Annotated in this window: 11 protein-coding genes; 1 reads left to right on the plus strand and 10 read right to left on the minus strand. The window is 45.7% G+C overall.

Translation table 11 applies throughout. The features are described from left to right. Positions 1–394: 394 nt before the first annotated feature. The 5 genes from V6B33_RS17715 to V6B33_RS17735 all read right to left on the minus strand — a co-directional run bounded on the left by V6B33_RS17715 (position 395) and on the right by V6B33_RS17735 (position 5,319). Positions 395–1,126, minus strand: a complete 732-nt coding sequence (locus V6B33_RS17715) for a hypothetical protein (protein WP_334219016.1) — start codon at positions 1,124–1,126, stop codon at positions 395–397. A gap of 316 nt (positions 1,127–1,442) precedes the next feature. Beyond that, a complete protein-coding gene (locus tag V6B33_RS17720; protein WP_334219017.1) occupies positions 1,443–2,165 on the minus strand; it encodes a LytR/AlgR family response regulator transcription factor in 723 nt (240 codons plus the stop codon). Next, positions 2,146–3,903 carry a sensor histidine kinase gene (locus V6B33_RS17725; protein ID WP_334219018.1) on the minus strand — a complete coding sequence of 586 codons (1,758 nt, stop codon included), beginning with the start codon at positions 3,901–3,903 and terminating at the stop codon, positions 2,146–2,148. Before V6B33_RS17725 ends, V6B33_RS17720 begins: the two co-directional genes overlap by 20 nt. 115 nt (positions 3,904–4,018) lie before the next feature. Further along, a complete protein-coding gene (locus V6B33_RS17730; RefSeq protein WP_334219019.1) occupies positions 4,019–4,861 on the minus strand; it encodes a YihY/virulence factor BrkB family protein in 843 nt (280 codons plus the stop codon). 41 nt (positions 4,862–4,902) lie between these two features. Beyond that, positions 4,903–5,319, minus strand: a complete 417-nt coding sequence (locus V6B33_RS17735) for a YtxH domain-containing protein (RefSeq protein ID WP_334219020.1) — start codon at positions 5,317–5,319, stop codon at positions 4,903–4,905. Between the two features lie 321 nt (positions 5,320–5,640). On the opposite strand from V6B33_RS17735, the gene V6B33_RS17740 reads away from it, so the two are divergent. Then, complete coding sequence (locus V6B33_RS17740; RefSeq protein ID WP_334219021.1) at positions 5,641–5,862, plus strand: DUF1128 domain-containing protein; 222 nt, start codon at positions 5,641–5,643, stop codon at positions 5,860–5,862. Positions 5,863–5,965: 103 nt separating this feature from the next. On the opposite strand, the gene V6B33_RS17745 is transcribed toward V6B33_RS17740, so the two are convergent. The 5 genes from V6B33_RS17745 to V6B33_RS17765 form a co-directional block, all read right to left on the minus strand. Next, positions 5,966–6,481, minus strand: coding sequence for a type 1 glutamine amidotransferase domain-containing protein (locus V6B33_RS17745; RefSeq protein ID WP_334219022.1), 516 nt, complete (start codon positions 6,479–6,481; stop codon positions 5,966–5,968). An 80-nt stretch (positions 6,482–6,561) separates the two neighbouring features. After that, positions 6,562–7,875, minus strand: coding sequence for a lysine N(6)-hydroxylase/L-ornithine N(5)-oxygenase family protein (locus V6B33_RS17750; RefSeq protein ID WP_334219023.1), 1,314 nt, complete (start codon positions 7,873–7,875; stop codon positions 6,562–6,564). A gap of 94 nt (positions 7,876–7,969) precedes the next feature. Continuing rightward, positions 7,970–8,959: a class I SAM-dependent methyltransferase gene (locus V6B33_RS17755; RefSeq protein WP_334219024.1), complete on the minus strand. Its 990-nt coding sequence runs from the start codon at positions 8,957–8,959 to the stop codon at positions 7,970–7,972. Beyond that, positions 8,956–10,272, minus strand: coding sequence for an NAD(P)/FAD-dependent oxidoreductase (locus V6B33_RS17760; RefSeq protein ID WP_334219025.1), 1,317 nt, complete (start codon positions 10,270–10,272; stop codon positions 8,956–8,958). The genes V6B33_RS17755 and V6B33_RS17760 overlap by 4 nt, the downstream gene beginning before the upstream one ends. 281 nt (positions 10,273–10,553) lie before the next feature. Beyond that, the gene (locus V6B33_RS17765) at positions 10,554–12,995 is read right to left on the minus strand and encodes a PAS domain S-box protein (RefSeq protein ID WP_334219026.1); all 2,442 of its coding nucleotides are present in this window, start codon (positions 12,993–12,995) and stop codon (positions 10,554–10,556) included. Positions 12,996–13,184: the final 189 nt, after the last annotated feature.

The raw sequence follows: 13,184 nt of genomic DNA on the forward strand, positions 1-13,184 counted from the left end.
AATTCAAGCTGAAATGTTTACAGATGGGTTTAACGTGCATAAGATTTTTGTTGTGAATTGCCGAATCATCTTTTTTTCTTTTCACCCAGGCTCATCTGCCTATATGTACTACTCCGCAGTCGGTTTCGGCATGAGCTATACATAAATCAAAGAAGAATATGTGCAAAAAACAAGAGAGCATAACCTCTAGATCCACCCTTATACTGACAATAAAAAAGAAGACATGCAACGCCTGCTTGAATGGGGAATTATCCGTGTCTATAGGAGGAAGTATTGAAGGAAATGAAGAACATCGCTAAAAGCAGCGAAGATTGGTCTCTTCGCTGCTTTTTTATTCTTCTTGAACTAATTCAATTTATCTAAACAACTGGCTGCTACCAAGCAGGCGGCTTACTCACCCTACAACCAGCAGCAATACGACATATCCGATTGTCCCCGAAAAAAAAGAAATAAAGCTGCTTTCTTTCTCATCCGGGATCTCTTCTTTCAACACATTCAGTACAATCCCTCCTGACAAGAACGCAAACAGCAGTGCAAGGAGTATGTCATGGATTTCAGTCATTGCACCGATCAGCCAGCCAAATACAATTGCTCCAGCCAGGATCCAGCGGCCAACAGCATTGTAAATGGTACGATGATGAGTCCTGAGCCCGTAATCGACTACAAAAAAGTGAAGCCCCATCGCGATTACATACAACAATAAATTCATCCAGCCTTCCACATCACGATGAACCAGCAAATAACCGATCAGCCCGTTATAAACAAAGAACGTACTGATATGAAGCCAGAAAGCACCTGTACCAGCCTCGTTTTCACCGGTCTCCATCCTGTTTTCTTTCCTTGAAGTGCTGACCATTTTCTCAATTCCATAAAACATCAGCAAGCCAATCAAAGCCACCAGATAAGCATGGTGATTGAGGAATGTCAGCATTTCAGATGATTCTGATAAACTTTCCTGATGCTCCTCAAGCTCAGGTAAAATATGGACAAACACATACGCTACTGAAACCCCGCCAGCTATCGATAAAAACCGACTCCTCGGCAACACCTCCAAAAACTTCAGGTGCTTCCCGGAAATATGTACAACCGCCAGCAGTACCGCATAAATAAACGTTAACCAAATCACCCTGCCACCTCCGTTGAAAGAGTCTCTAGTTAAAGGTACCCTTCTCAAGAAGATGAAAACATTCTAATGAATGGCGGCCAACTAAATACTGATTAACCTTTTAATTGTTTATGTCAGATAAATAACTCCTCGGGAAAGTGGCTAGGCAATGATTAATGCTACGAAATCCCCTTCGAACTTCTTATATTGCGCCTGATACAATAACCTGAATCCTGGCAGGCACCACATTAAAAGAATGTAATCCTAACCCCCCAACAATGAGATTATTGTTGTACTTGGTACAATTCCTCTTATACCCTTCACTACCGTATACAGTCTACAACTCAAGCCGCTCCCGCAGCTCCTTCACATAATTCCTGCTTACAGGGACCTTCTCTTTCACCCCGTGAACTTTCAGTTGATAGACCCCATTTCCCCACGGGATGAGTTCTTCGACATACGGCAGCTGAACGAGATAGCTTTTGTGTACACGGAAAAATGGATGGGTAACGAGTTTTGCCTCAAGATCTTTGATCGCCAGCTTGCACGTGTATCTTTTCTTTTCTGTGCAGATATATGTTTCCCGCTCTTCTCGGAAGATGTAAAGGATATCGCCCGGTTCAATGAAGATGATTTTGTCTTCATCTTGTACGGATAGCTTACCCATTGTTTTCGAATCTTTTTGTTCTCCATGCTCAGTCAGAAGTAACTTTTTCAGCCGCTCCATCGTCTGCGACAGCTGAGCCTCGTCAAAAGGCTTGACCAGGTAGTCCACCGCTTCGACACGAAACGCCTTTAAAGCATAGTCCGGGTATGCGGTCGCGAAGACGATTTCCGGTTTTTTCTTCATCTTCTGCAATGCTTCAGCGAGATCGACGCCGCTCATGCCGGGCATCTCGATATCAAGGAATAATACTTGCGGATCCCGCGTCAAAATCAGCTCCATCGCCTTTTCAGCAGAGTTTGCCTCCCCAACGATTTCAACCCACTCGTATTCACTCAGAAGATGCTTCATTTCCTCCCGGCTGTATGGTTCGTCATCAATGATAGCGACTTTCATCTGCTATTCTCCCTCCTTTTATTGAGAATTCCACTGTCGTCCCTGATCCTTTTTCAGAATGGATTGTAAGGCCCGACTCTTCTCCGACCATCATTTCCAGTCTTTTATTGACATTGTAGAGGGCAAGCCCAGTTCCGGTAGTGGATTCCACCGGCTCAAGCAGCAATGTTTCAAGCCGGGATGCGTCGATTCCATCTCCGTTGTCTTCCACTTTCACGGTCACACCATCATCTCCTGAAATGATCGATATGTTTAAAATGAAGCCTTCAGACTGATTCTTCATTCCGTGTTTAATCGCATTTTCAACAAGCGGCTGCAGGGTGATTGATGGCACCACTGCCTGCAGCGCCTTTTCATCGAGCTCATACTCGATCTGCAGCCGGTCAAAGAATCTCGCTTCTTCGATGGCGAGATATGCCTTCACGTGCTGGCATTCTTCCTTCAACGTCGAAGTCGATTTCGTGCTTCCGCTCAGGTTCTGCCTGATGAACCGAGAAAGTGAAATCAGCAAGGTCCGCGCTTTGTCCGGGTTGATCCTTATCAGTGATACGATGACATTAATGGCGTTGAAAAGGAAATGCGGACTGATCTGTGCCTGCAGGGCTTTGACCTCGGATTCCTTCGCAAGCTCTTTATGGGTATCGATTTCTGCAAGTTCCAACTGGTTACTCAAGAGCGTCGAGATCCCTTTTGTCAGCTCCATCATGATCGGAGAGATGGCTTTTTCCGAGTGGAAGTAGAATTTCAACGTACCGACGATTTCATCCCCTTTAAAAAGAGGGGCCATGATGGCGGCGCCAAGCGGACAATCACCGCGGTCACACTGTATTTCTCTTTTCCCGACCTTCAATAATTCTCCCGTTTCGATGACCCGCTTTGTTGCCTCGGTCTGAATCGGCCTGTCCTTTTGATGATGATCCGATGCGACACCGACGTGGGCCAGGATATGTGTCCTGTTTGTGATCGACACAGCGAGGGCGTCAACCTCCTTCATCAGGATCTGGCATGTTGCATAGGCGGAAGATGCGTTCAACCCTCTTCGCATATACTTCACCGTCCTGTCGGCTAGCCGGAGCGCTTTCTGGGACTGCACTGCTCCCATTCGCTCTTCCTCATAGAACACACTTTTAATGATCAGCATGAAGATCCCGGTCCCGATCCCATTAGCGATGATCATCGGCCAGCCGATATCGGATACGAGTTCATACGCAACAGGATACGGTTTGGCAAAAAGAAGGATGATGGCCATTTGCATGGCTTCTGCCAGAAATCCGACGAAAAACGCTTTTTGAGGGGACACAAGCCGGTTCTTCTTCTCACGCTTTCCGATATATCCAGCAAGAAGTCCGGCGATGACGGTTGATACGCTGCACGCGAATGCCGTGAATCCGCCAAGAAAAAACCGGTGTACGCCAGCTACAAGACCGGCGCCAAGACCGATCCACGGACCGCCCAGTATGCCGGCTGCCACGATCCCGATCACCCTTGAATTCGCGATCGCTTCATTGTCCTGCAGGTGCAGCTGCCATTTGGCATACTCATCGACTTCTGCATTCACGATCAACCCTGTATAAGAACCGATGATTCCAAAACAACCAAACAGCAGAATGATCAGCAGGGTCTGGGACTTCTTCACGTTCCTCCGCTGTTCGATCAGTTTGCGAAAAAAACCGAGCCTCGTCATGATAAAGGCGATCGTTACAATGATCCCCAGCCGTTCAATCATGGCGATCAGCATGGACAGCCACCTCCTTTTCCCCCTATTATACTTGACCCTTTCCATTAAATCACAAAAAAGAAAGACCCCATTAAACTTCTGTTTAATAGAATCTTCCCCTAATCAGTATGAGTTATTAACAAGATGTATCGTCTTTCTCTGTAGCCAGCGCATTGATTTCGCCGCCGACCATGATGATGATGCCGGTCAGATAGAACCAGATCATGAGTACGATGATTCCCCCGATGCTTCCGTATGTGGCCGAATAGTTGCCGAAACTGCTGACATAGAAAGAAAAGGCCAGGGACGCCAGCACCCAACCGACCGTGGCAAATATAGCCCCGGGGATGGCGCTCAAGCACCGGATTTTTTTGCTGGGGGCAAAATAATACAATCCAACGAACACGATGAACAGAATAAGCGGAGAGATTGCCCAGCGTATTCCATTCCAAATCGCCATGAACTGGTCTGAATAGCCGAATTGAGAAAATAAGAAAAGACCGATTTGCTTTCCGAACACAGGCAGCAGCAGAGCCACCACAAATACTACGATCATTCCGAGTGTCAGGACGATCGACATCAAGCGCATCACGATGAACGATCTCGTTTCTTCCACTTCATATGCCCGATTCAGACTTTTCACGATTGCATTCATCCCGTTCGATGCCGACCAGATTGTTGCGATGATGGAGATGGATAGCAATCCGCCGTTACGATTCGACATGACCTCACTCAAATTCCCCTCAATCATCTTCATCGTCTCACCTGGCGCAAAGTCCCTGATGACACCTAATAAATCGCCCTGCTCTATCGGTAAATACGGCAGCAGCGTGAAAACAAAAATCAGGAGCGGAAATACTGATAGCAGAAAGTAATAAGCAATCTGCGCTGCCAATCCCGCTATGTCATTTGTGCTGATCCTCTGAAATAAATTTTTCGAATCTTTTTTCCAACCTTTGCGGCTCGTTCCCTCCGACATCCACTCACCTCTTTAAGTCATTCTCTTTGTCTCAGGTAAAATCAGTATCCTTTGAATGATGAAGCAACAGGCTGACTGTCCGCTTCACCTGAGTTCAATTCGTTTGACGGATGATCGGAAAACGTTTCTTTATATGCTTCCGTCGAATCCTCAAACGTCTCCTTCGTTTCCTCGATCATTTCTTTCACTTGAGGAGTCATCCCTTTGATTTCATTTACTTTTTCTGAAATGAATTCAATATCCCTGCTTACTTGATCGGCAGTCGTTCTCAGTTTTTCATAGACGTCCTTGGACGTTTCTGCCAGCAGCTTTGGATTTTTCGAGTACTTCGAAAGATTGGTGCCGCTGCTTCTCAGTGTTACTCCCACTTCCTGCCGGGTCGATTTGTCCAGCAGCGAGAGGAGCCCTCCCGCTACTGCACCAAGCATGACACCTTTTAAAAATTTACTATTTCCCATCTCATTTCCCTCCTGCAATCCATGTTCTTTTATTTTGAATACTAAAATGCCGCAGCCGGTTTCAATATTCACCGGCAGCCAGGTCGTCCCTTAATAATGTTTTCTCTGCGTATGGACAGAGTTCCTTCATACCGCCTGTTTCAGGTTTAGTTTCCCCTATCCTTACTTGCTTAACTACTATTTCCCCATTTCCTTATAGTGTAAAACACTCAGGGGAAAAATCGTTCTTTCGACACTCTCGTCGCATGCCATGTTGACACGGAACTCGAATCATGGAAAGATGAATACTAATAATATGTACGAAAGAAAGGACGAACATTAATGGACTTAACACAAAACTCCGCAGAGAATATCGAATTCATGGTCACAGCCATCAAAGAGAAACTGAATGTCGTCAACGCCGGCGCCATCAAACCGGAACACTTCAACCAGGAAATGTACGAAGACCTTCATGACCTGTACCTGATGGTCGAAAAGAAAAACCGCTTCAGCCCAAGAGAAATGACCGCCATCATAGAAGAACTCGGCGCACTCCGCAAATAACACCGAAGTCCCGGACCGATCAACGCAACGAGGGACTGGCGCACTTTCTAACAAATAAGGGACATTCCCCACCGGGAATGTCCCTTTCGCTTTAGTCAAAACGTTATTTAGAAAGAATCTTTAATGACTCACGGTTAAACGCCGGGAGGTCATCCGGTGTCCGGCTTGTCACGAGCTGATTTCCGCAAACGACGACTTCTTTGTCTTCGTATGTTGCGCCGGCATATTCCATGTCCACCTTGATGGATGTGAAGCCAGTCGCGTGTCTTCCTTCAAGCGCCTTTGCTGTGATCAGCAGCTGCGGTCCATGGCAGATGGCAAAGACAGGTTTCTTCTCATCCATAAAGTGTTTCGTAAACTTCACGAAACGATCGTCGGCTCGGAGCTGATCGGGTGAGAATCCTCCTGGCAGCAAGAGTGCATCAAAGTCTTCCGGTTTGACATTGTCGATGCTTTCATCGATTGACACCGTCGCGTCCCCCTGCTTTCCTTTCACGGATTTCCCTTTTTCCTTTTCGATCGTGATGACTTCGTGCCCTGCTTCTTTCAATGCTTTTTCCGGATCTGTAAACTCTACATCTTCAAACATATCGGTGATCAAGCATGCAACTTTAGCCATAAAAATAAAACACTCCTAATTGTTAGTTTGTTTAATTGCTCACATAGTAAATGTACCCTTTCAGACAAAAATAAAACTTCTTAAGAATGATCATCCATCGAAAATTGGGAGAAAATTGTATTCCGCTGAACTTTATACACTTCCTCTCCGGCCATATCATTGATGATCGCAATATTACGGTCCACTGCAAGACCCAGGTTTGTTGCACCTGCGCCGTGTGAATGCTCCAGATTCGTCAGCGTGTAAAAATGATGTCCGCGCTCCTTCTTATCCTGAAAAACCAGCTTATAGTCCCGCGTCACCTTAAACCTCTTATCGTCTTCCCACACAATGTTATCACCGATCATTTCATCAAACCAGGAAGGGATATTCGGCACATATCCCGTCGCCAGGATGACTTTCTCCGATAAATGGGAAAACTCTTTATCTTCCTGCCATTGGTGACAGCTCAGAACATATTGATGGTCCCCGCTGCGGATTTTCTTCACCTCGGTCAGCGGCTGAATCGTAATATCGGGTGCATGTACACTGACAGAGTGGTTATAAAGAATGTTATAAATACTGTTCAATGTATCCGGATCAATTCCATTTCTGAGCTGATCCAGAGTCTTCAATGCATCGATACGCTTTCCGAAGGGCAGACCGTGAAAATAATCCACATAATCCGGTGCGAAGAACTCCTGTCCGAGCTTCGATGATTCCAACTGGAGGATCCCTTCTGATCTTGTCAGCCACGTCAGCTTGTACGGATGATCCCGTTGTTCTTTGAGCAAGTCATAAAAGACTTCCGCTGCACTCTGACCTGACCCGATGATCGTGATCGATGTGCTTTCAAGTGTGGAATCCTTATGAAACAAATACCTGCTCGTATGGTGAACGTCTTCTGCCGGCAGCCCGTCCATGCCATCGAGTATCAGCGGCTTGCTGCCAGTCCCCATTACCACATGTTTCGTACGGACGACTTCCCGCTCATCGCTCAGCCTGTTATCAACGGTGACCTCGAAATGATCCCCCGCATCTTCCACACCGATGACTTCACTATGAAATTGACATTGCGGCAGCTGTTTTACGACCCAGCGGGCATAATCATTGTATTCCTGCCTCGGCATTTCAAATTTGTGAAAAAAGAAGAACTTATAGAGGCGGTTGTGAGTATGTAAATAATTCAAATAGCTGTACTTGCTCTGCGGATTGGCGAAGGTGACCAAATCCGCGATGAAAGGTACCTGCAGGTCGGTCAAGTCGATAAGCATACCAGGGTGCCACTGAAACTCCGGCGTTTTATCAAAAAATTTCACTTTCAATTTAGTCTTCTCATCCATCAGCGCAGCCAGACTCAAATTATAAGGGCCGATCCCGATTCCGATACAGTCGAATATCTCGTCTTTCTTCAATTTACATTCCTCCGTCTCCGTGGCATTTCCCCCTATTTTTATCATATTGCGCCAAAACTATTTCACAAGACTGCCCAAAGGCAGCCCCGAATGATTATTTTTTCTTGAAACACAGCGCGTACCATCCGCCTTCTTTCACAATCGGGCCGATGGACACGACTTTGAAACCGGTTTTTTTTGCAAGTGTTTCCATCTCCTTCTGTGACGGGATCGGATACAAATTTTGAAACGTCATGAAGAAGCTGTTGAAGGCACTCGAGAATTGTTTGCCGTGCTTTGATTTCTGCATCGGAGTCAGGACAAAGAACTGTCCTTTCTTCTCCAGCCATTCTGAAGCTTTTTCGAAAAACTGCAATCTTTCGGACGGATTGATGTAATGGAACAAATTATTGGCCATAATCAGATCGAAGGCCCGATCGGGTTCATATTCATGTAAGTCCCTGTTTAGAATTTCAATATTGTCATAAGATTTCAACGCTTCCTTCGCTTCCCTTGCAACCCCTTCATGAATCTCGATCCCGACCATCCTTTTTTTCGGATGGCGGTCTGCGAGTCTTCTGATATAGCCTCCTTTCCCGCAGCCCAGATCAAGCACTGAATTAACCTTGAATTTCTTCATCACTTTTTGAAGTTTTGGAAATGCAAAGCGCTCAAGCAGGACCGATGTTTTTGCAACAGTGGAGCCGTGTAGGTCTGAATTGAAATGTTGTTTCGTTTGGTTTCGAAGCAGACTCGGATAGGAAAGCAGGGCGGGGATATGCAGTTCCATCATTTCCTTCAGCAGAACGCCCGAGGAGAAGTCCTCCTTTTTGGATGATGGGAGTTTCCAGCCATTCCTCACTTTTATGCGATTTCTTGATGCCCGTTTCAGATGCTTCAATGTAATTCCGACTTCCACCCATTGTTCCAGGAGATCCATCTCTACATTCTTAGCCAGTGCCACTTCTTGAATCGAAGCTGGCTTCTTGAAATTTTCGAACAGTTCCAATTCATACCCCACATAAGCGTGCCAACTGTATAAAAACGGGACATTCTTCTTCATCCAGGATCTTGCCCGCCATATTTTCGCCATTTCTGCCATCATCGCAAAGCCTCCGTCTCTTTCCAAGGATAGTCTTGGATTTCTGTAAATCGCGTGTTTTCTTTTTCTTTTCCGCTGATCTTTCTGCTTCGAATCGGGAGGATCCCCCCCTGAATCGTCCGGTCGTGCAAGGTTTCCCTCCATAGACCGAGTCCTGAAATATTCAGCATCTGTTTGTAATGGGACACTGTGTCCTTTTCCATCCTCTGAAGGCTGTTCTTGCGGAGCCAGCCGATTGGTCTGTACGGATAAGAGTAGGCAAGCGCCGATAAATGGCTGAGATGCATTTGATGGGTCACCCGTTTCCTGCGCACTTTCGGGTACCACTCCAGGTTGGCGGGATCGAGTTTTTTTAGTTTATACATATCACATAGTAATTCTCCCAGGACGTCGCCATCCTGGATCGCCATATTCATCCCTTCACCTGCCATCGGATGAACGGTATGGACCGCATCGCCAATGAGCGCGAGATGATCCTTCACGTAGGTATCGCTGTGATACTTCAGGGGCACCATCAGCTGGATTTGCTTCCAATCCGTTATTTCATTCACATAGCCATCAAGCTCCGGGCACATGTTGATATAAAGCTTATGAAACTCAGAGATGGGCTGCTTTCTGAGGGCTTTATATTCTCCTGCCGGAATCAGATATACAGATCGCACTTCGTTGTCCGGGAGCGGGAATAATCCAAGGAAGGACTGATAGGTCGAGATGATCTTTCCTTTCACCATCGTCTCCGGCCTCGGGAACGTGACAGTAAGGAAATGATGATTATATTTCTTTTCATTCACTGATACGCCCATATGATCCCTGGTTACCGAGCTCCTTCCTTCCGCTCCGATGACGAAGTCACACTCTATTTCAACTGTCTCTTTCCTCTCCCTGTCCTCAAGCTTCACCTTATGGTCCTGTATCTCCTTGCATACTGTGTGGGGATGGTAGTGAAAAGAAGGAAATTTCTTTGCTTTATTCAACAGGATGCCTTTGAGGGTTTCGTGGTGGATCATCAGTGAAAATGGATAGTCACTTGGCAGGTTCGAATAGCTCATCAACGAATGATCCGATTCAGCCTTCAAGTTCTTCAGTTCAGCCAGCTCTAAATCAGAAATCTTATGGCCTTTTTCAAAAACTGACTCGATTGCGCCAAGTGAATCCATAATTTCCAGGCTCTTCGGCTGCAGAAGTTCTCCTTTATAGATGGGGCTGGGACCCGGAAGCCTCTCTGCCACAGTCACATCAACCCCGCATTTTGCAAGCTTCAGGCCAAGCGTCAGGCCGCCGATTCCGCCACCGCTGATAAAAACATTGGTCCGCATGTCGTCTCACCTCTTTCCTTTTATGTATCCTTAATGGGAAATGTTGAAACTTGCCGATGTGCTGCCACCGGACTTCCTGATTAGACAAACTTTATCATTTCAACAAAATTTGTAGAATCTTCTATTTCCCGGAAAATAAACGTTCACAGCTGCTCAAACTCGTTTTTTGTCGCTATTTCCCCAGCAATAATCGACATATTCCCGAGGAAGTTTGACGGTTCAAGCGAAAACTTCACAAAAAAAGAGCTTCGGAACGATTGACCGTTCTGAAGCTCTTATCATTATTCTTTCCCTGCAATTGGAAGCAGGAGGGAAACCGTGGTTCCTTCATTTACGTTACTTTGGATCGATATGGAGCCGTTGTGCTCCTTAATGATTTTTTGACAGATCATCAATCCCAAGCCGGTCCCTTTTTCCTTCGTACTGTAAAAAGGTTCCCCGAGATGCTTCATGCGTTCAGGCGGTATTCCGGCTCCGTTATCCTGGATGGATATTTTTGCGAAGGTTTTTTCCTTTTCAAGCTGAACGTTCAAAAGACCTCCATTCGGAAGGGCTTCCAATGCATTTTTCATGACATTGAGCACAACCTGTTTGATTTGATGGGAATCGCAGTGAATTTCTGCTTCTTCAACCGAGAAGCGTACATCCACTCCCTGTTTCAGGCATTCCATCTTGATGAATTCGACTGAACTGGTAAGGAGGCTGGTAAGAGATGTTAAGGAAAATTTGACTGCACGCGGCTTTGCCAGCGCAAGGAATTCATTCGTGATGATTTCGATTCGATCGAGTTCGCCTTGAATGACTTTCAAATGGAAATCATCCTCTGCACTTTCTTTCATCAGTTGCAAAAAACCTTTGATCGTCGTCAGCGGGTTGCGGATTTCGTGAGCCACTCCGGCTGCCAGCTGGCCAATCATCGCAAGCTGCTCAGACTTTTCCAATAAGTCTTCATTTCGTTTCTTTTCAGATAAATCGCGAATGATCGCGGAGATCCCGATCAGTTCACCTGAATCTTTCAAGATCGGATTGAGATTAAAGGCAATTTCGACAGGAGAGCCATCCTTTCTGTATCGGACGGTTTCAAAATCTTTGATTCGCTTGCCTGCCTTGACTGTCTTTAAATTCTGCTTAAACTGGGAAACTTGTCCTTCCTGATGAAGGAGCGTAATCCCCCTTCCAATGATTTCATGCTCTTCCCAACCGAACATCGATTCAAAATGCTGGTTGACCTTCAGGATATTCCCTACAGGATCAAGGAGGGCGATTCCGTCCCCTGCATGTTCAAAATAGGCTTCCAACAGCTCCTTGGCTTCCTTCAATTCCTCTTCCATTTTGATTCTGGCGGTGATATCCTGTCCGACTCCATAAATACCGATGACTTTGTCATTCACACGGATGGGGATATTCGTGAAACTGACATGACTTTTGCCGCCATCTTTGTCCACCAGCGTCGTCATGTATCTAGTCGCTTCCCCCGCCAGGGACCGTTCGAAATTGTGGATCGTTTCTTCTCTCTTGTCCTCAGTGATGAAATCACTATAATGCCTTCCGGTCATATCCGACGAATGAGAAGTCCATTGATCCTCGGCAGCGGGGTTCACCTCCTGTATGATTCCCTCCGTGTCGAGCATATAGATATTATCGGGACTGTACTGCACAATCGAGCGGTACTTCTCCTGGGTTTCGATCAATTCCCGCTGAATGTCCTTGATCAGCGAAATATCCATGATGGAACAGATGATCTTGGTCACTTCTCCATTCTTCTTGACAGGGACAATCGAAGCCAGGTATTCAAGTCCCCTGTATTTATCCTCATACGTCAGTTCTTCGCCCGTTTCCCAGATTTTCTTTAATTTAGGCTGGATTTTTCCGAGATGAAAAGAATCGAATACTTCCTGGATGGTTTTGCCGATGACATTCGAAGGTGAAATATCGAGTTTTTTCAGCAATTCTCCTGCTGCCATTTCGATCACAAAATCTTCATTATGTTTTTTCACTTTATACGTAATGGTCTTCTGAAGTTTCAAGGTGTTCTCCAGTTCCACTTTTAACGAAATCAGTTCATTTTCGTATTTCTTTTTTTCGCTTATGTCATGGAGGATGATGCCTACATGATCAACGGCTCCCTGTTCGTTAAAATCTGCCGGTGAAATCGTGAGGTGACAGGTGTATGTCTGCTTTCCGTCTATGGTGAATGTGACTTCCTCATTCTTCGCATTCTTTCCTTCAATCCCCTTGGTCACCAGACTCACAAAGTCAGGATTTTTAAAGGCCGGCCGCTGGCAGAGTGGTTCTCCAAGGGCATGATCTGTAAGCCGGAACAGATTCTTGAAGGATTCGTTCATTTCTGTCAGCACGCCATGTTTATCGATGACGCATACACATGTTGGGGTATTCCTTATGAGGGATGGATAGATGACGGAGAGTGGAGGGTTGGGTCCTTCTTCTTTCTTTTCACTCTGTAATTCTTTTCCGGGAATGATCATCAGGAAATCGATGCCGTTTTCCACCTTTTTGCGCTTCAGCATATAGGTACGGTTGTTATAAACAAATTGACTTCCCTCTGTATCTGACAACCTCTCACTATTGAAGCAATTCTTGTCGGACAGTGCTTCCCATTCAGGATTGGCTTCGACAATCGTACGGCTGTCTGTACTCCATAACGCCGCGGGAACAGGTATTGAATGAACGCTTATTGCATTCACAGGTTTTATGTCTGCCATAGTACCTTCCTTTTCGTCACAGTATTTACTACTATTTTACCCTACCTTACCCTTCTTATAAATGCTTGTCTTGATTCAATTAGGAAATATTGACCTTTCCTATGAATCTAGCACCTTCCACCCTGTGCATACCGCTGGATCATAAGATATTCAATTATATTTCAATCCATAAATAAACCTGAGCCATTA

This window comes from Mangrovibacillus sp. Mu-81 (genome assembly GCF_036867415.1).
Lineage (GTDB): Bacteria > Bacillota > Bacilli > Bacillales > Bacillaceae_B > Rossellomorea.

Bases quoted from the DNA above. Each gene is read 5' to 3' on its own strand.
- V6B33_RS17755 (WP_334219024.1), bottom strand. From the start codon at position 8,959: ATGATGGCAGAAATGGCGAAAATATGGCGGGCAAGATCCTGGATGAAG.
- V6B33_RS17720 (WP_334219017.1), bottom strand. From the start codon at position 2,165: ATGAAAGTCGCTATCATTGATGACGAACCATACAGCCGGGAGGAAATG.
- V6B33_RS17735 (WP_334219020.1), bottom strand. From the start codon at position 5,319: ATGGGAAATAGTAAATTTTTAAAAGGTGTCATGCTTGGTGCAGTAGCG.
- V6B33_RS17765 (WP_334219026.1), bottom strand. From the start codon at position 12,995: ATGGCAGACATAAAACCTGTGAATGCAATAAGCGTTCATTCAATACCT.
- V6B33_RS17760 (WP_334219025.1), bottom strand. From the start codon at position 10,272: ATGCGGACCAATGTTTTTATCAGCGGTGGCGGAATCGGCGGCCTGACG.
- V6B33_RS17745 (WP_334219022.1), bottom strand. From the start codon at position 6,481: ATGGCTAAAGTTGCATGCTTGATCACCGATATGTTTGAAGATGTAGAG.
- V6B33_RS17730 (WP_334219019.1), bottom strand. From the start codon at position 4,861: ATGTCGGAGGGAACGAGCCGCAAAGGTTGGAAAAAAGATTCGAAAAAT.
- V6B33_RS17725 (WP_334219018.1), bottom strand. From the start codon at position 3,903: ATGCTGATCGCCATGATTGAACGGCTGGGGATCATTGTAACGATCGCC.
- V6B33_RS17740 (WP_334219021.1), top strand. From the start codon at position 5,641: ATGGACTTAACACAAAACTCCGCAGAGAATATCGAATTCATGGTCACA.